We start from the raw sequence: 17,576 nt of genomic DNA on the forward strand, positions 1-17,576 counted from the left end.
GGGCGGGCCTCAGCCCACCGAGGAGTAGGCGACCACGCCGCGCTTGACCAGGTCGACCGCCCTGCGGGCGGTGCGGCGCACGCCGCTCTCCTCCGGGGCCGCCCCAGCGATCTGGCCGAGCAGGTCGATGAGCTGTTTCGCCGTGCGCACGAAGTCGCCCGCCGGCATGTCCGCCTCGCCCAGGATGCGGTCGAGCCGGTCGCCGCGCGCCCAGCGGTGCGCCACCCACACGAAGCCCATGTCCGGGCGGCGCAGGAACGACACCCTGTGCTCCCGCTCGACCTCGTGCAGGTCGGCCCAGAGGCGCTCCATCTCCTCCAGGGCCTCGCCCACCGGGCCCTCCGGCACGCGCGGGAACGGGTCGTCGTTGCGCCGCGACTCGTACACCAGCGACGCCACGCACGTCGCCAGCTCCTGCGGGTCCATTCCGTCCCACACCCCCCGGCGCAGGCACTCGGCCACCAGCAGGTCCAGCTCCGAGTACAGCCGGGCCAGCACCCGGCCGTCGGGGGTGACCTCGTCCCCGGTCCCGGGGTCGAGGTAGCCCAGGGTCTGCAGCACCCCGCACACCCGGTCGAAGGTGCGCGCGATGACGTGCGAGCGCCCCTCCACCCGGCGCCGCAGCCCGTCGGTCTCCTTCTGCAGGCGGAAGTACCGCTCGGCCCAGCGCGCGTGGTCCTCCCGGTCGGCGCAGCCGTGGCAGGGGTGCCGCCGCATCTCGGCGCGCACCTCCGCGATCTCCGGGTCCTCCTCCTTGGAGCCGCGCAGCGGCTGCGCCGCCCGGGTGTCGATGGACCCGTCGTCGAGCTTGTTGCGCAGCGTCGACGCCAGGTCGGCCCGGGACTTGGGCGAGCGCGTGGAGAACGACTTGGGGATCCGCACCCGCCCCGCCGCCTCCACCGGCACCGGGAAGTCGGCCGCGTTGACACGCCGCACCTGCTTGTCCGCGGTCAGCACCAGCGGCGCCGGAACGTCCCCGCGCAGCCCCGGGTCGAGCACCACCGCGAAGCCGCGGCTGCGGCCCGCCGGAACGCGGATCACGTCGCCCGGGCGCAGCCGCTCCAGCGCCTCCATCGCCTCGTCGCGCCGGCGCGCGGTGCGCTTGCGCGACCCCTCGGCCTCGATGTCGCTCAACCGGCGCCGCAGCCGCGCGTACTCCATGAAGTCGCCCAGGTGGCAGGTGGCCGCCTCGGCGTACCCGGCCAGCGCCTCCTCCTGCTTGCGCAGCCGCTTGACCAGGCCCACCACCGCCCGGTCGGCCTGGAACTGGGCGAAGGAGGCCTCCAGCATGTTGCGGCTGCGGTCCCGGCCCACCTGGCCCACCAGGTTGACCGCCATGTTGTAGGAGGGCTGGAAGCTGGAGTCCAGCGGGTAGGTGCGGGTGCTGGCCAGTCCCGCCACCGCCTCGGGGTCGGTGCCGGCCTGCCAGACCACCACCGCGTGGCCCTCGACGTCGATGCCGCGCCGGCCCGCGCGCCCGGTCAGCTGGGTGTACTGCCCCGGCGTCAGCGGCGCGTGCGTCTCGCCGTTCCACTTGTCCAGCTTCTCCATGACCACCGTGCGGGCGGGCATGTTGATGCCCAGCGCCAGCGTCTCGGTGGCGAACACCGCCCGGATCAGGCCCTGGGAGAACAGGGCCTCGACCACCTCCTTGAAGGTGGGCAGCATCCCGGCGTGGTGCGCGGCCAGCCCGCACTCCAGGGCCCGCAGCCAGTCGTGGTACCCCAGCACCGCCAGGTCGGCCGCGGGGATGTCGGCGCACTGCTGCTCCGCGTACTCGCGGATCCGGGCCGCCTCCTCCTCGGTGGTCAGCACCAGCCCCGACGCCGCGCACTCGCGCACCGCCGCGTCGCACCCGGCCCGGCTGAAGATGAAGGTGATCGCCGGGAGCAGGCCGTCGCGGTCCAGCTCGTCGATGATCTGCACCCGGCTCGGCGGGGCGTGCTTGGCGCGCGGACGCGGTGCGCTGCGGGACCGCGTCTGCGGGTGCCGCCGCCGGTGCGCGAGCTGGGTGACGCGCTCGTCCTCCAGCGCGAAGCGGATCAGCCGCGGGTTGATCCGCATCTTCTCGCCGTTGACCTCCACGTGCACCGGCGCGTCCTCGTCGCCGCCGCGCCGGCCCCGGTCCCGCTTGCGGGAGCGCCGCCGGCCCGACGAGCCCTCCTCGCCGTCGCCCTCCTCGGCTCCGGCCGCCTCCAGCGGCACGAACAGGTCGTGCAGCCTGCGGCCCACCATCACGTGCTGCCACAGCGGCACCGGGCGCTTCTCGTCCACGATGACCGTGGTGTCGCCGCGCACCTGCTGCAGCCACTCGCCGAACTCCTCGGCATTGCTCACCGTGGCCGACAGCGCCACGATCCGCACCGACTCGGGGAGGTGGATGATCACCTCCTCCCACACCGCGCCCCGGAAGCGGTCGGCGAGGTAGTGCACCTCGTCCATGACCACGAACGCCAGCCCGGACAGGGTGTGCGAGCCCGCGTAGAGCATGTTGCGCAGCACCTCGGTGGTCATGACCACGATCGGCGCCTCGCCGTTGACGCTGTTGTCCCCGGTGAGCAGCCCGACCCGGTCGGCCCCGTAGCGGGCCACCAGGTCGTTGTACTTCTGGTTGGACAGCGCCTTGATGGGCGTGGTGTAGAAGCACTTGCCCCCGTCGCGCAGCGCCGTGTGCACGGCGAACTCGCCGACGATGGTCTTGCCCGAGCCGGTGGGGGCGGCGACCAGCACGCCGTGGCCCTGTTCGAGCGCCCGGCACGCCCGCACCTGGAAGGGATCGAACTCGAATCCGTAGAGCCCTTGGAATTCCTCGACCGCGGGACTGGTCTGGGCCTGTCGGCGGCGGAACGCGGCGTACCGCTCGGCGTGCGTACTCATCGTCCCCAGCCTATGGCGTTCCCGACACGACCGGCGACGAAGGGCACGTCCGGCGGGGGCGCAGCGGGCGCGGGCGCAGCGGCGCGCCGCCCCCTCCGGCGCTCACCGCAGCAGGTGCACGGCCCCCGGCACCGCCTCGCACACCAGCGGCACGGTGCCCACCCGCTCGCCGTCGGCGTACCCGGCGACCGGACGGCCGTCGGGGCCCGGCTCGGCCTCCACCGCCACGCGGCGCCCGGTGAGCACCTCGACCTCGTCCAGGTCCACGTGGGTCCCGCCGAGCGCCCGGGGGAAGAACCGCAGGAAGTCGCCGACCGCGACCGCGTGCACGAACACCGCCTCCAGGAGCCCGTCGTCGGGGCGGGCGCCCGGGCACACCCGGACCCCGCCCCCGTAGCTGCGGGTGTTGCCCACCGCCGCCAGCATCCCCTCGGCCTCCACCACGCGGCCGTCGACCTCCAGCCGGAAGGGCACCGGGCGGAACGAGCGCAGCTCGGCAGCGATCCCCGCCAGGTAGCTGGCCGGCCCCAGGGAGACGGCGAAGCCGTTCACCCGCTCGTTGACCCGGGCGTCGAAGCCGCACGCCAGCACGCTCAGGTAGTGGAAGCCGGGGCCGCGCTCGCCCCCGGCGCAGGACACCGCGTCCACCTGCACCGCACGGCCGTGCAGCGCCCGGCGCGCCGCATCGGCCGGCGAGGGGCCGAAGCCGAACTCGCGGGCGATGTCGTTCCCGGTGCCCGCGGGCAGCACGCCCAGCGGCACGTCCGTGCCCGCGACCCCCTGCACGGCGGTGTTGACCAGCCCGTCGCCGCCGACCGCGACCAGCGCGTCGGGGCGCTTCTCGGCCGCCTCGCGGGCCAGGCGCGCGCTGTCGGCGGCCGAGCGGCCGACGAGCACGGTGGTGTGCGCGCCAGCGGAGCGCAGTTCGGCCAGCAGGCGGCGGGCGGCGACGGCGGCCCGGCCGCGGCGGGAGGAGGGGTTGACCAGGACGGCGATGCTGGGCGACATGGGGGGCTTCCTGTCAGGCCGGATCCAGGGGGCGCCCGAGGGGGATTCCCGGGTGCAGTGAGGATACCGACCGGTAGCCCGTGGGGGCGCCCCGGCTCCGGCCCGGCCTCAGGAGCCGGCGCTCTCCTCGGGGCGCTTCCTGTTCAGCGGCGACGGCACCGCGTGCACCTCGACCTCGCCGCGCTGGATGCGCCGCTCCTCCTCGGTCAGGTACTCCTCCGGGATGTCGAACTCGCCGTCCTTGGCGCCGAGCACGAACGCCTCCCACTCCTGCGGGGTGAAGAACAGGATGCCCTTCTCGGGGTTCTTGCCGTCGCGCACGGCCCGGAAGCCGTCGTCGAACTTGGCGACCTCCACGATCGCCTCGGAGTCCTCGCGCGACAGCGACGAGCGGTACCAGACCGCGTCGGTGGTGTCGTGCCACTTCTCGTTGCCCATGGCCTCGGGCGGCAGCTCGCGCTTGCTCTCTTCACTCATGGGGCGGGTCCTCTCAGGGGTGTGCACGGCCCCGGGCCCGGTCCGGGGCGGTGCCGGGGACGGTCTTCGGGGCGACCCTAGCGCTTCCGGTCCGCGTCGGCGGCGGGCTCGTCGTCATCCAGTGGCGAGATCTCGTCGTCGTCGAGTTCGCCGAGCTCCCCGCCGCCCCTGCGGCGGTCGTGGACCAGGCAGAACAGTTCGGCGACCTCGAAGAGCACGATCAGCGGGACCGCCAGCGCCAGCATGGAGATCGGCTCGGCCGGGGTCACCATGGCCGAGACGACGAAGATCGCGAAGATGATCAGGCGGCGCCACCGGGCGAGCCCGGCGTGGGAGACCACCCCGAGCAGGTTCAGCAGGACCACGATCAGCGGCGCCACGAACGCGAACCCGAACACCAGGATCATCAGGATCATGTAGTTCAGGTAGTTGGTGATCGTGATCATCGCCACCATGTCCTCGGTGGCGAAGCCGAACAGCACCTCCAGCGCCAGGCCGGTGATGTAGTAGGCCAGCCCGGACCCGGCCAGGAACAGCGGCACGGCGGCGGCCACGAAGAAGTAGGTGTAGCGCTTCTCCCTGCCGCGCAGCGCGGGCGCGATGAAGGCCCACAGCTGGTACAGCCAGAAGGGGGTGGTGATGAGCAGCCCGACGACGACCGCGACCTTGAACTTGAGGAAGAAGGGGTCGAAGATGCCCGTGAAGATGAGTTCGCAGCCGTCGCCGCCGTCCCGGACCTCGGCCGGCAGCCGGCAGTAGGGCGCCTGGAGGGCCTCCCACACGGGGTCGAAGACGACGAAGCCGACGACCACGCCCACGGCGATGAACAGCGCCGCCTTCACGACTCTGCTGCGCAGTTCGCGCAGGTGGTCCATCAGCGGCATGCGCCCTTCGGGGTCCCTCGGGGGTCTCCGCCGCTGTCGCCGGTACTGCATCGCCCGCAAACGCTCCTCGAAGCGGGCCGCCCGCGGCCCGCGCTCCTGTCCGTCCCTGTCGCCGGGCGGTCCGCCCGCCCCGTGCTCCGGTCAGTCCTCGTAGCGGCGGACCGGCTCGCCCTTCTCGTTCACGATCTGCTGGCCGGCGGGCAGCTCCGGGTAGGCCTGCCGGTCCTGCTGGGCGGAGGCGCCCTGCCCGGGGCGGGCCTGCTGGTCGGAGGCGGGGGCCTCCTGCCCGTCCTGGCCGTCCTTGCGCTCGCCGTTCTCCTCGTCGACCAGGCCCTTGGCCTCGCTCTTGAGGATGCGGGCGCTGCGGCCGAGCGAACGCGCGAGCGTGGGCAGCTTGGTGGCGCCGAACAGCAGGAGTGCGATCAGCAGCAGGATCAGTACTGTCCGAAAGTCCATACCCATGACTTCAACCTCTTTCCCAGGCGCTACCTGCACCTTTGATCGTACGCGCACTCCGCCGGCGCCTCATTCGGGGTCGCTTTCGACCACCTGGCGGGCGCCGCGGGTCCGCGCACGGTAGGCGCGGTAGTGCGGCTCCAGCTCGCCCCGGGTCCGGGCCGCCTGCGCGCGCAGGCGGTGGAGCGCGGCCAGCATGCGGGCGGTCAGCACCGCCACGAGCAGCAGGCCGACGAGGGTCACAGCGGCGAGGCCGACGATCGCGAGCACGCCCACCACCATACTCGGTCGAACATGAAACCCGCCCGGCCCAGAAGCGTCACGGACCGGACGAATGGATCACGATCCGGGCCGTCCTGTGAGGCGGCCTCCAGGGAGCCGAGGGCGCCTCTCTTAAGAGCGGGTGATCACCCCCGTCCTTGATGACGTAGATTCTCCCACGCTCTTCCCCTTAAGAGGGCATCGCGCAAGCCTTCTGAGATCCCGGGCGGACGCCTCCGCGCCGCAGGCGGCCCGCCCTTTCCGATCCGGTGGCCGACCGTACGTTTCACTTCGGTCGCACTGGGTAGCGAAGAATGTGGGAGCGCTCCCAACCCGGACCCCACAGCCGGATCACGGAGATGGCGCAATGAACCCTGGACATCCCCCGACCACCTCCCGACCCCTCCTGCGCACCCTCACCCTGCTCGCGGCCGCACCCCTGGCCCTGATCCCGTGGACCGCCCCGGCCAACGCCCACGGCTCGATCGTCGACCCGGCCTCCCGCAACTACGGATGCTGGGAGCGCTGGGGGGACGACCACCTCAACCCGGACATGGAGCAGGAAGACCCCATGTGCTGGCAGGCATGGCAGGACGACCCCAACGCCATGTGGAACTGGAAGGGCCTGTACCGCGACGGCGTGGGCGGCGACTACCAGGAGGCCGTCCCCGACGGGCACCTGTGCAGCGGCGGCGAGACCCAGAACGGCCGCTACAGCTCGATGGACGCCGTCGGCCCGTGGAAGACCACCGACGTCGGCTCCGACTTCACGCTGCACCTGTACGACCAGGCCCAGCACGGCGCCGACCACTTCCTCGTCTACGTCACCCGGGCGGGCTTCGACCCCACCGCCCAGCCCCTGACGTGGGACGACCTGGAGCTGGTGCGCCAGACCGGCGCCCGGCCGCCCGCCGAGGACACCCTGATCGACGTCAGCGCGCCCGGGCGCAGCGGGCACCACGTCGTCTTCACCATCTGGCAGGCCTCGCACATGGACCAGTCGTACTACCTGTGCAGTGACGTGAACTTCGTCTAGGACCACGGGGGCGGCAGCGGGCCGCCCCCGTGCGGCGCCCGCCCCTGCGGCGGGCGCCCGTGGGAGCGCGGGGCCCTCGGGACACCCACACCGAGGGCCCCGTGGGCCGTGCCGTCCGCGCCGGCGGACGCGCTCAGCCCCCGCGGTAGCCCTCCAGCGCCCGGCCCGCGTCCTCGCGGACCTTCTCCGCCAGGTCGGCGGGGGCCACCACGCGGGCCTGCGGCCCCAGCCGCAGCGCCAGGCGCCGCACCCAGCGCGGCGCCGGCGTGCGCAGCGTCGCCCGCAGGCGGCCGCCGCCCAGCTCCTCCACGCGGCTGCACACGTACTCCTCGGCGACCCAGCGGGCCTCGGGCTCCAGCTCCAGCGTCACCCGCGCGTCGTCCTCGGACAGCTGCAGCACCCCGGCGCTCAGGTCGCGCCTGCGGGCCGAGTCCGGCACCTGGGCCGCCTCGGGCAGCACCGTCAGGTCCAGCACCCGGTCCATCCGGAACAGCCGCACGCCCCCGCGCAGCCGGCACCAGCCCTCCAGGAAGGCGTGCCCGTCCTGCACGACCAGGCCCATCGGGTCCACGTCCCGCTCGGTGACCTCGTCCTCGTAGCCGGACAGGTAGCGCAGGTGCAGCCGCTGGCCAGCGCGCAGCGCCTCCCCGCAGCGGCGCTGCTTCTCCCGCTCGTCCTCGTCCAGGTCCACCCGGACCGCCACCGAGTCGGCGAACTCCTCGGCCGCCGCGCCCGCCGCCGCGCGCAGCTTCTCGCCCACCCGCTTCAGGGCGTCCCCGCCGGCCGCCCCCGGCAGTTCGGCCAGCAGCTCCAGCCCGACGATGAGGCTGGCCGCCTCGTCGGCGGTCAGGCGCAGCGGGGCGGCCAGCGCGTCGGCGTTGCCGATGATGATCTCGCCGGTCTCCTCTGCGGCGTCCAGGTCCACCTCGATCAGGTCGCCGGGGGTGTAGCCGGGCAGGCCGCACATCCACAGCAGCGCCAGGTCCTTGACCACCTGGCGCTCGGAGAGGCCGAAGTGCGCAGCCACCTCCGGCACCCGCACGTCGTGGCTGAGCGCGTAGGGCACCAGCATCAGCAGCCGGCGCAGCTGCTCCGCCGAGGCGCTCACCCGCCGCTCCCCCGCGCCGTCCGGCTCCGGGACGGCGCCGCCGTCCCCGCCGTCGGGGGCCCGGTCGGCCACGGACCGCAGGTGGTCCACGACGGCGGCGCGCGCCTCGGCGGGCTCCTCGACCACGACCCGCTCGCCGAACCGGGCCACCGCCCCCACCAGGGCGGGCAGGTCGGCGTAGGGCAGCTCCAGCCGGTCCCAGCGCCGGCCGGGGCGCCCGCCGTGCCCGGCGCCGGTGTGCGCGCCGGCGACGATGCGCCGGGCGGCGCGGCGCAGCTCGTGCCCGGCCCCCTCGGCGACCAGCAGGCGGGCGGTGTACTCGGGCTCGGGGCGGTGGGCCCGCACCACCGAGCGCACGTCCACCCCCTCGGGGACCCGCACCGGCGGACCCGAGCTGAGCACCCGCACCTCGCCCGCCACGCGCCCCAGGCGGAACACCCGGCGCTCGCCGCGGTCGCGGTCGTGCCCGGCCACGTACCAGCGCCCGCGCACGTTCACCACGCCCCACGGTTCCAGCACCCGCCGCTCGGGGGCGTGCGCGCCGGGCTTGCGGTAGTCGAACTCCACCGGCCGCCGGTCCCGCACCGCCTGCCACATGGGCAGGAAGGAGGGCTCGTCGGTGGCCAGCACGGGGGTCAGGTCGGGGGCGGCGTCGGAGTCGGTGGGCACCCCGGCGGCGCGCAGCTTCATCATCGCCCCGGCCGCGGCGTCGCCCAGCGCGGCGTGCCGCCAGGCCCGGGCGGCCAGGCCGAGCACGGCGGCCTCGTCGGGCAGGAGCGCGATCTCGGGCAGGGTGTAGGCCGCCCGCGAGATGCGGTAGCCCTCCTCGTCGCTCCACATGTCCCCGCCGCCGGTCTCGACGGGGATGCCGCTCTGGCGCAGCTCTTTCTTGTCGCGCTCGAACATGCGCTTGAACGCGCCGTCGCTCTCGGCCTCCTCATAGCCCGCCACGGTCGCGCGGATCTCCCGGGCCGTGAGGTACCGCCGGGTCGACAGCAGGCAGATCACCAGGTTGAGCTGGCGTTCCGTCTTCTTCCTGGACATCGGCGGATCCGTTCCTCCCCGCTTCGCCGCGCGCCGCCGAGGCGGCCTTCAGCCCCGAAGGTACCGTGCTTTCCGTGATCCGATGGCGTGAAGGACGGGTGCTGGGGACCGGCCGTTCGTGGCCGGGTGCGGTCGAGCTGGAGGTCCGCCTGGCCACCGGGGCCGGGGCGGCGCCGGTCTGCCGCGCGCTCGCCTATACCGACCTGGTGGGCCGCCCTGAGGAGGGCGACCGGGTCCTGCTCAACACCACCGCGCTGGACCTGGGCCTGGGCACCGGCGGCTACGCCATGGTGGTGGCCCTGCCGGACCGGCCGCCGCCGGACTCCCCCCTGCCGGGGCACCTGGTCAAGGCCCGCTACACCCCGGTGCAGACGGCGGTGCTGGGCGTCGACGGCCAGGACTCCCCCAGCCACGAGCTGCTGCGGGACGCCCGGAGCGTGGAGGGCATGCCGGTGGTGACCGCGGACCTGCACTCGGCCCTGCCCGCGGTGCTGGCCGGTGCGCACCGGGAGCGGCCGGGGCTGCGCGCGGTGTACGTGATGCTCGACGGCGGAGCCCTGCCGGCGGCCTTCTCCCGCACCGTGGCGGGCCTGAGGGAGGCGGGGCTGCTCGCCGCCTCGGTGACCACCGGGCAGGCCTTCGGGGGCGATCTGGAGGCGGTGACGGTGCACAGCGGGCTTCTGGCCGCCCGGCACGTGCTCGGGGCCGATCTGGCGGTGGTGGCGCAGGGGCCCGGGAACCTGGGCACGGGCACGCCGTGGGGCTTCTCGGGGGTGGCCGCGGGCGAGGCGGTCAACGCGGCCTCGGTGCTGGAGGGGCGGCCCGTCGCGGCGCTGCGGGTGAGCGAGGCCGACCCGCGCGAGCGCCACCGGGGGGTGTCGCACCACAGCCTGACGGCCTACGGCAGGGTCGCCGCGGCGCGGGCGGACGTGCCGGTACCGGCGCTGGAGGGCGCGTTCGGCGCGCGGGTGGCCGCCGAGGCCGCCCCGCTGGGCGAGCGCCACCGCCTGGTCGAGGTGGACCTGGACGGCTTGGAGGAGGCGCTGCGGGAGCTGCCGCTGCGCCTGTCCACGATGGGGCGGTCGCTCGACGAGGACACGGCCTGCTTCCTGGCCTCGGCCGCCGCCGGGCGCCACGCGGCCCGGCTGGCCTCCGGTCCGTCCGCCGCCCCCCGCTGACCGGGGTCCTGCGCCGCGGGGCGGCCGTACGGCCGCCCCGCGCGTGGTCCCCGTCCGTCGCCTGCGGACCGGGCCCTACTTCTCCTCGTCCTCGGAGCCCCCGGAGTCATCGGAGCCCTCGTCGGAGGACGTGTCGCCGCCGTCCCCCTCCTCGGAGCCGGACTCCTCCTCCGCCGGGGGCGGCGGGTCGACGGCGCCCAGGATGTCGATGACGAACACCAGGGTCCCGGCCGGCTGGCCGTTGTCCTCGGCCTCCTTGCCGTAGGCCTGGTCCTCCGGGACGACGAGCATGACCCGGCTGCCGACCTTCTGCCCCTTGAGGCCCTCGTCCCAGCCCTCGATGACCTGGCCCTGGCCCAGCGGGAAGGTGAAGGGCGCGCCGCCCTTGCTCCAGGTGGAGTCGAAGACCTCCCCGTCCTCCCAGCGCACGCCGGTGTACTGGGCGACGATCTCCTGCTCGTCCTCGACCTCGGGGCCGTCGCCCTCGACCAGCACGGTCGTCTCCAGGTCCTTCGGCGGGTCGCCGTCGGGGATGGAGATGTCCGGCTCGGCGGCCCCGTTGTCGGTGGCGGTGGGCAGCCCCTCGCCGCCGTCGGTGGTCTGCTCGCCCGGGACGGTGTCGCCCTTGCCGAAGCGGTCGCGCACCTCCAGCACCGAGACCGAGTCGCCCTCGGGGATGTCGTCGGGGTCCGTCCCCTGGGCCTGGGCCTGCTCGGGGTCGGGCGCGGGGAAGACGAACACCACCTGCGCGCCGACGTTCTGGTTGACCAGGTCCTGGTTGAACTCCTCCCCCAGCTGCTCCATGGACAGCAGGAAGGGGGTCTCGGTCTCGTAGGTGGAGTTGGTCTTCTCCGTCTTGCCCTTGTCCGTCCACTGGTAGTCGACGATGTCGACGAGCAGCAGGTCGTCGGCGCGGACGATCTCGCCCTGCTCCTCCCCGGGCCGGACCACGCCGGAGATCTGCTCACCGGGGGGCGCGATGTCGGGGAAGTCGACCTTCGGCTCCTCCCCGCGGTCGCCGCTGACCGTCGGCAGCCGGCTGTCCACATCGTCACCGGTGCGAAGGAAGGCCGGAGTCTTCCAGTCCTCGGGAATCGTGCCGCAGGCGGACACCGCCAGCAGCACGGCAGAGAACGGTACCGCGAGGGCGGCGGCACGTCGTCGCATAGGGCACAACCTCAAAATCGGCTCGGGTCCCCGACACACTATCGGAAAGGCGATCCTTCCGTATCCGGGTAAGAACGCGTTAAGGGCCCCGCGGTGACGGGGTTTTCGGCCCTGCTCCCGACCGATCCATCGGCGCCCCGCCGGGCAGTCCCGCAGCAGGTCGCGCAGCAGGCCGGCGGCGGGGCGCCGCCGGTCACATCCCGGCGATGAGCTTCTCCACGCGCTCGTCGACCGCCTTGAAGGGGTCCTTGCACAGCACGGTGCGCTGCGCCTGGTCGTTCAGCTTCAGGTGCACCCAGTCGACGGTGAAGTCGCGCCGCTTCTCCTGCGCCTTGCGGATGAACTCCCCGCGCAGCCGCGCGCGCGTGGTCTGCGGCGGCACCGACTTGGCCTCGAAGGAGCTCAGGTCGGTGATGACCCGGTCCATCTGGCCCTTGCGCTGGAGCATGTAGAACAGGCCGCGGTCGCGGTGGATGTCGTGGTAGGTCAGGTCGAGCTGGGCGATGCGCGGCGAGGACAGCGACAGCCCGTGCTTGGAGCGGTAGCGCTCCAGCAGCTTGTACTTGGCGACCCAGTCGATCTCCCGCTCGACCAGCGACAGGTTCTGCGTCTCGACCGCCTCCAGGGTGCGCGCCCACAGCTCCAGCACGCGCTTGCCGGTGGCGTCGGTGCCGTTGCGGTCGACGTAGGCCTGCACCTTGTCCAGGTACTCGCGCTGGATCTCCAGCGCGCTGGCCTCCCTGCCGTTGGCCAGGCGCACCTTGCGCCGCCCGGTCATGTCGTGGCTGACCTCGCGGATGGCGCGGATGGGGTTCTCCAGGGTGTAGTCGCGCATCACCACCCCGGTCTCGATCATCCGCAGCACCAGGTCGGTCGAGGCCAGCTTGAGCAGGGTGGTCACCTCGCTCATGTTGGAGTCGCCGACGATCACGTGCAGGCGGCGGAAGCGCTCGGCGTCGGCGTGCGGCTCGTCCCGGGTGTTGATGATGGGCCGCGACCGGGTGGTGGCCGAGGAGACGCCCTCCCATATGTGCTCGGCCCGCTGGCTGACGCAGTACAGCGCGCCGCGCGGGGTCTGCAGCACCTTGCCCGCCCCGCAGATGATCTGCCGGGTCACCAGGAACGGGATGAGCACGTCGGCCAGTCGGCCGAACTCGCCGTGCCGCCCCACCAGGTAGTTCTCGTGGCAGCCGTAGGAGTTGCCGGCCGAGTCGGTGTTGTTCTTGAACAGGTAGATCTCGCCGGCGATGCCCTCCTCGTGCAGGCGCTGCTCGGCGTCGACCTGCAGCCCCTCCAGGATCCGCTCGCCGGCCTTGTCGTGGGCGACCAGGTCGGCCAGGTCGTCGCACTCGGGGGTGGCGTACTCGGGGTGGCTGCCCACGTCCAGGTAGAGGCGGGCACCGTTGCGCAGGAAGACGTTGCTGCTGCGCCCCCACGACACGACGCGGCGGAACAGGTAGCGCGCCACCTCGTCCGGCGACAGCCTGCGCTGTCCCCGGAACGTGCAGGTGACGCCGTACTCGTTCTCAAGTCCGAAAATGCGGCGTTCCACGCGGCCTCACCCGTTTCCCGTCCCGTGGCAGCCGCGGTCGCCCCTGGCGGCCGGTCCGCACCGGCCGGAGCCCCGCCGCGCTGCCGACGACTCCACTGTTGTTATCGGCTCCGACCGGCCCGGGGAAACCGGCCGCGCCCGACGGATGCTCCGCGGGGCGCGGCCGGACCGGTCGGCGGCGCGGCCCCGGTCAGGAGTCCGCGTCCTCCGCCCCGGAATCCCCCGAGCCCTCCGCGGCGCCGCTCGCGGCGGAGGAGGACGGTCCCGAAGCGCCGCGGCCCTGCTCGATCAGCCGGGTCAGCCGGGCCCCCTGGATGCGGCGGAACTTGCGGTGCTCGCGCGCCCGCTCCAGCACCGCCACCTCCAGGTTGGCCGCGTCCAGCTCACGGCGCTCGCCGTTCTCGTGGGCCAGGGCGTGCATGGCCGCCGACAGCGCCTCGCTCAGCGGCGCGTCCCGGTCGAAGCGCTCCTTGAGCGCGGTGGTGACCGCGTCGGCGGAGCCGCCCATGGCCAGCAGCCCCTTCTCGTCGACGACCGAGCCGTCGAAGGTGATCCGGTAGATCTGGTCGGAGTCGGCGTCCTCGCCGACCTCGGCCACGACGATCTCCACCTCCCAGGGCTTGTTGGACTCGCTGAAGACGGTCCCCAGGGTCTGGGCGTAGGCGTTGGCCAGCATGCGCCCGGTGACGTCGCGCCGGTCGTAGGCGTAGCCGTGGGAGTCGGCGTAGCGCACGCCGCCCAGCCGCAGGTTCTCGAACTCGTTGTAGCGGCCCACGGCGGCGAAGGCCACCCGGTCGTACAGCTCGCTGATCTTGTGCAGCGTGCGGGACATGTTGTCCGCGACGAACAGGATGCCGCCGTCGTACTGCAGGACGACGGCGCTGCGGCCGCGCGCGATGCCCTTGCGCGCGTAGTCCGCCTTGTCCTTCATGCTCTGTTCGGGCGAGACGTAGAACGGCATCGTCACCGCTGATCGTTCCTTTGCTGTTCGGTGCTCTGGTGCTCCGGTGGTCGGCGGCCGGGCGGTGCGCCCGGCGGGGGTCAGCCGATCGGCGCCGTGGGCCCGTCGGGCCGCTCGGACCGCTCGGTCACCACGGCCTCGGCGACCGCGGCCACCTCGTCGGCGGCGAGCCGGCGGTAGCCGTCGTCGGTGACCACGTCGACCAGCGGGTAGATCTTGCGGTGGACGTCGGGGCCGCCGGTGGCCGAGTCGTCGTCGGCGGCGTCGTAGAGCGCCTGCACGGCCACGGTGACCGCCTGCCGCTCGTCCAGGTCCTCGGTGAACAGCTTCTTCAGCGACCCCCGGGCGTAGACCGAGCCCGAGCCGATCGAGTGGTAGCGGTGCTCCTCGTAGCGGCCGCCGACCGGGTCGTAGCTGAAGATGCGCCCGACCTCCCGGCCCTCGTCGTAGCCCACCAGCAGCGGGACCACGACGAAGCCCTGCATGGCCAGGCCCAGGTTGCCGCGCAGCATGTTGGCCAGCCGGTTGGCCTTGCCCTCCAGGGACAGCGGCCGGCCCTCGCGCTTCTCGTAGTGCTCCAGCTCGACCTGGTACAGCCGTGCCAGCTCGATGCCGATCCCGGCGGCGCCCGCGATCGCCACCGCGGAGAACTCGTCGGCGCGGAAGAGCTTCTCCATGTCCCGGTTGGCGATGGTGGTGCCGGAGGTGGCCCGGCGGTCACCGGCCAGCACCACGCCGCCGGGGAAGGTCAGCGCCACGATGGTGGTGGCCTCGGGGGTGAGGGACCGGCCGTCCGTACCGTGCGGCAGGTCCTGCCACCGGGGGAGCAGGTCGGGGTGGACGGCGCTGAGGAACTCGGTGAACGATGCCGGCCCCGGGTTCATGTACATGGCGGGCAGCCGTCCGCCCTCGAACGCTTGAGACACGCGACTCCCTTCGGGTGGCGCCCCGCGCGCCCCGCGGTGGGATGCGGGGCGTGCGGGGCGCGGGCGACTGTCGATGTTTCCTGGTACCGCCGACCCTACTGACAGCCGGGGTACCGGGGTGGGGCTACCGGCCGGAGTCTGCTGTGGGCGAACCGGCCCGGGTCCGGGCGCGCCGGGGGCCCACCTGGCGCGGCCGGCCCGTCGAGGCGGGGCTACTGGCCGCCCTTCTGGACGAACTGGCGGACGAAGTCCTCGGCGTTGGACTCCAGGACGTCGTCGATCTCGTCCAGGATGTCGTCGACGTCCTCGTCCAGCTTCTCGTCGCGCTCCTGTGCCTCGGCGCCGGCCTCGACCTCCTCGACGTCCTCGTCGCGCCGCGTCGTGTGCTTCTGCCCGCCGGTGTCCTTGGTCGCCATCCCACAACCTCCTCGATCGGGGCCCGTTGCCCTTATCTTGGCCCAGCCGAGCCCGGCTCAACCTTGATCGCCGGTCCCGTTGTCCGCACGTTACCGAGTTCGCGCCGTTTTGTCCGTACACCCGTCCGAACGTCGGCGCGCCGCGAGGTGTTCCCCGCCACACCCCCGCGCACGCCCGGGCACGGGAGCGGTGCGGGCGGCCCGGGGGCCGCCCGCACCGGCCGGGTCAGCGCTTGCCGCCCGTGAGGATGGCGACGAGGTCGGCCGCCGTCGCGGCGCCGTCCAGGAGCGCGCCCACGTGCTCGCGCGTGCCGCGGCTCGGCTCCAGGGTGGGCACGCGCTGCAGGGAGTCGTAGCCGGGCAGGTCGAAGATGACCGAGTCCCAGGAGGCCGCGGCCACCGAGTCGGCGTACTTGGCCAGGCAGCGGCCGCGGAAGTAGGCGCGGGTGTCCTCCGGCGGCTCGGTTATGGCGCGCTCGACCTCCGACTCGCCGACCATGCGCTCGATCCGCCCCCGCTGGGCCAGCCGGTTGTACAGGCCCTTGTCCGGGCGCACGTCCGAGTACTGCAGGTCGACCAGCTGGAGCCGGTGGTGCCCCCAGTCCAGCCGGTCGCGGCTGCGGTAGCCCTCCAGCAGCTTGAGCTTGGCGACCCAGTCCAGCTCCTCGGCGCAGAGAACGGGGTCCTCGGAGAGCCGGTCCAGGGTCCTCCCCCACATCCGCAGGACCTCGGCGGTGTCGGCGTCGGGCTCGCTGCCGTAGCGGTCCTGCACGTACTTCTCGGCCAGCTCCAGGTACTCGCGCTGGATCTGCAGGGCGGTCATCCGCCGCCCGTCCCGGAGCCGCACCTGGTGGGTCAGGGCGGGGTCGTGCGAGATGGCCCGCAGGTCGGCCACGGGCGTCTCCAGCGACAGGTCGATGCCGATGAAGCCGTCCTCGATCATCGACAGCACCAGCGAGGTGGTTCCGAGCTTCAGGAAGGTGGAGACCTCGCTCATGTTGGCGTCGCCGATGATGACGTGCAGCCGCCGGTACTTGTCGGGGTCGGCGTGCGGCTCGTCGCGGGTGTTGATGATCGGGCGCTTGAGGGTGGTCTCCAGGCCCACCTCGACCTCGAAGAAGTCGGCGCGCTGGCTGATCTGGAAACCGGACTCGCGCCCGTCGGCGCCGATGCCGACCCGGCCCGCGCCGCAGACCACCTGGCGCGAGACGAAGAACGGGATCAGGTGGCGCACGATGTCGCCGAAGGCGGTCGACCGGCGCATCAGGTAGTTCTCGTGGCAGCCGTAGGAGGCGCCCTTGTTGTCGGTGTTGTTCTTGTACAGCTGGATGGGCTCGACCCCCGGGACGGCCGCGGCCCTGCGGGCCGCGTCGGCCATCACCCGCTCGCCGGCCTTGTCCCACAGCACGGCGTCGCGGGGGTTGGTCACCTCGGGCGCCGAGTACTCGGGGTGGGCGTGGTCGACGTACAGTCGGGCTCCGTTGGTCAGGATGACGTTGGCCAGGCCCAGGTCCTCGTCGGTGAGCTGGGTGGGGTCGGCGACCTCGCGTGCGAGGTCGAAGCCCCGCGCGTCGCGCAGCGGGTTCTCCTCTTCGAAGTCCCAGCGGGCCTTGCGCGCCCTCGCGGCCGAGGCCGCGAGGTAGGCGTTGACCACCTGGGTCGAGGTCACCATCGCGTTGGCACCGGGGTTGCCGGGCACGGAGATCCCGTACTCGGTCTCGATGCCCATAATCCGCCGCACAGTCATGGTGGAAGGTTATCCACCCATACGGCGTCTTGAACTCCCCGCCGCGAATTGTGGCCCAAGTGCCTGGGCGCCAAGGCCGGAAGGGCCGTTCCCCGCATTTCGCACCCGGAGATTCGACGAGGACACACGGCTACCACCCCTCTACCACGAACGTCCGGCCGACCGGCGGGTGTACCGGCCCAGGGCGGTGTCGTCCAGCAGGGCGGTGCCGGGCACGCCCGTCCTCCGCGCCGTCGGTTCCAACGGTGCGGATCCTGGCACAGGGCACCGACGACGGGGGGCACCGCGGCCGCTCGTTCTCCGGGTCCCGCGCCCGTGGCCGCACGAACGTCAGGGGTTCGCGACCGGACCACCCGCATCCTGATGGGCGAGGACGGGCCATGGAACTGCACCGCCATCAGCGACCGCGGCGTGACCAAAGCCGACGCAGGTGTCTACCGCACCCCGGCATCACTCACCGCAGCGACCATGGCGTCGG

15 protein-coding genes are annotated in these 17,576 nt (G+C 73.2%); 2 read left to right on the plus strand and 13 right to left on the minus strand.

The genetic code is table 11. The features are described 5' to 3' along the window. Window positions 1–9: 9 nt before the first annotated feature. The 6 genes from D450_RS0113085 to D450_RS0113110 form a co-directional block, all read right to left on the minus strand. Window positions 10–2,877, minus strand: coding sequence for a DEAD/DEAH box helicase (locus D450_RS0113085; protein WP_017539120.1), 2,868 nt, complete (start codon window positions 2,875–2,877; stop codon window positions 10–12). Window positions 2,878–2,979: 102 nt separating this feature from the next. Beyond that, window positions 2,980–3,885 (minus strand): diacylglycerol/lipid kinase family protein, encoded by a 906-nt coding sequence (locus tag D450_RS0113090; RefSeq protein ID WP_017539121.1) that lies wholly within the window; start codon window positions 3,883–3,885, stop codon window positions 2,980–2,982. 108 nt (window positions 3,886–3,993) lie between these two features. Further along, window positions 3,994–4,362: a DUF397 domain-containing protein gene (locus D450_RS0113095; RefSeq protein ID WP_017539122.1), complete on the minus strand. Its 369-nt coding sequence runs from the start codon at window positions 4,360–4,362 to the stop codon at window positions 3,994–3,996. Window positions 4,363–4,439: 77 nt separating this feature from the next. Next, window positions 4,440–5,246, minus strand: coding sequence for a twin-arginine translocase subunit TatC (tatC, locus tag D450_RS0113100; protein WP_017539123.1), 807 nt, complete (start codon window positions 5,244–5,246; stop codon window positions 4,440–4,442). A gap of 141 nt (window positions 5,247–5,387) precedes the next feature. Next, window positions 5,388–5,702 carry a twin-arginine translocase TatA/TatE family subunit gene (locus tag D450_RS0113105; protein ID WP_017539124.1) on the minus strand — a complete coding sequence of 105 codons (315 nt, stop codon included), beginning with the start codon at window positions 5,700–5,702 and terminating at the stop codon, window positions 5,388–5,390. A 69-nt stretch (window positions 5,703–5,771) separates the two neighbouring features. Next, window positions 5,772–5,972 (minus strand): hypothetical protein, encoded by a 201-nt coding sequence (locus tag D450_RS0113110; RefSeq protein WP_241483143.1) that lies wholly within the window; start codon window positions 5,970–5,972, stop codon window positions 5,772–5,774. A gap of 358 nt (window positions 5,973–6,330) precedes the next feature. On the opposite strand from D450_RS0113110, the gene D450_RS0113115 reads away from it, so the two are divergent. After that, window positions 6,331–6,999, plus strand: a complete 669-nt coding sequence (locus tag D450_RS0113115; RefSeq protein ID WP_017539126.1) for a lytic polysaccharide monooxygenase auxiliary activity family 9 protein — start codon at window positions 6,331–6,333, stop codon at window positions 6,997–6,999. Between the two features lie 133 nt (window positions 7,000–7,132). Here the strand turns inward: D450_RS0113115 and D450_RS0113120 are convergent, their stop codons facing one another. Then, window positions 7,133–9,151: a helix-turn-helix transcriptional regulator gene (locus tag D450_RS0113120; RefSeq protein WP_017539127.1), complete on the minus strand. Its 2,019-nt coding sequence runs from the start codon at window positions 9,149–9,151 to the stop codon at window positions 7,133–7,135. 74 nt (window positions 9,152–9,225) lie between these two features. Between D450_RS0113120 and D450_RS0113125 the strand changes: the two genes are divergently transcribed. Continuing rightward, entirely contained in the window at window positions 9,226–10,329 is a 1,104-nt protein-coding gene (locus D450_RS0113125) for a DUF3866 family protein (protein ID WP_026128522.1), read from the plus strand. Between the two features lie 75 nt (window positions 10,330–10,404). On the opposite strand, the gene D450_RS0113130 is transcribed toward D450_RS0113125, so the two are convergent. The 6 genes from D450_RS0113130 to dop all read right to left on the minus strand — a co-directional run bounded on the left by D450_RS0113130 (window position 10,405) and on the right by dop (window position 17,098). Continuing rightward, complete coding sequence (locus tag D450_RS0113130; protein ID WP_026128523.1) at window positions 10,405–11,496, minus strand: FKBP-type peptidyl-prolyl cis-trans isomerase; 1,092 nt, start codon at window positions 11,494–11,496, stop codon at window positions 10,405–10,407. Between the two features lie 193 nt (window positions 11,497–11,689). Beyond that, the gene (pafA, locus tag D450_RS0113135; protein WP_017539130.1) at window positions 11,690–13,048 is read right to left on the minus strand and encodes a Pup--protein ligase; all 1,359 of its coding nucleotides are present in this window, start codon (window positions 13,046–13,048) and stop codon (window positions 11,690–11,692) included. A gap of 190 nt (window positions 13,049–13,238) precedes the next feature. Continuing rightward, window positions 13,239–14,009: a proteasome subunit alpha gene (gene prcA / locus D450_RS0113140; RefSeq protein WP_017539131.1), complete on the minus strand. Its 771-nt coding sequence runs from the start codon at window positions 14,007–14,009 to the stop codon at window positions 13,239–13,241. Between the two features lie 80 nt (window positions 14,010–14,089). Then, window positions 14,090–14,935: a proteasome subunit beta gene (prcB, locus tag D450_RS0113145; RefSeq protein ID WP_026124626.1), complete on the minus strand. Its 846-nt coding sequence runs from the start codon at window positions 14,933–14,935 to the stop codon at window positions 14,090–14,092. A gap of 212 nt (window positions 14,936–15,147) precedes the next feature. Next, window positions 15,148–15,351, minus strand: a complete 204-nt coding sequence (locus D450_RS0113150; protein ID WP_017539133.1) for a ubiquitin-like protein Pup — start codon at window positions 15,349–15,351, stop codon at window positions 15,148–15,150. 226 nt (window positions 15,352–15,577) lie between these two features. Beyond that, window positions 15,578–17,098 (minus strand): depupylase/deamidase Dop, encoded by a 1,521-nt coding sequence (dop, locus tag D450_RS0113155; protein WP_338037977.1) that lies wholly within the window; start codon window positions 17,096–17,098, stop codon window positions 15,578–15,580. Between the last annotated feature and the right edge of the window lie 478 nt (window positions 17,099–17,576).

Source organism: Nocardiopsis halophila DSM 44494, assembly GCF_000341245.1.
GTDB classification, from domain to species: domain Bacteria; phylum Actinomycetota; class Actinomycetes; order Streptosporangiales; family Streptosporangiaceae; genus Nocardiopsis_A; species Nocardiopsis_A halophila.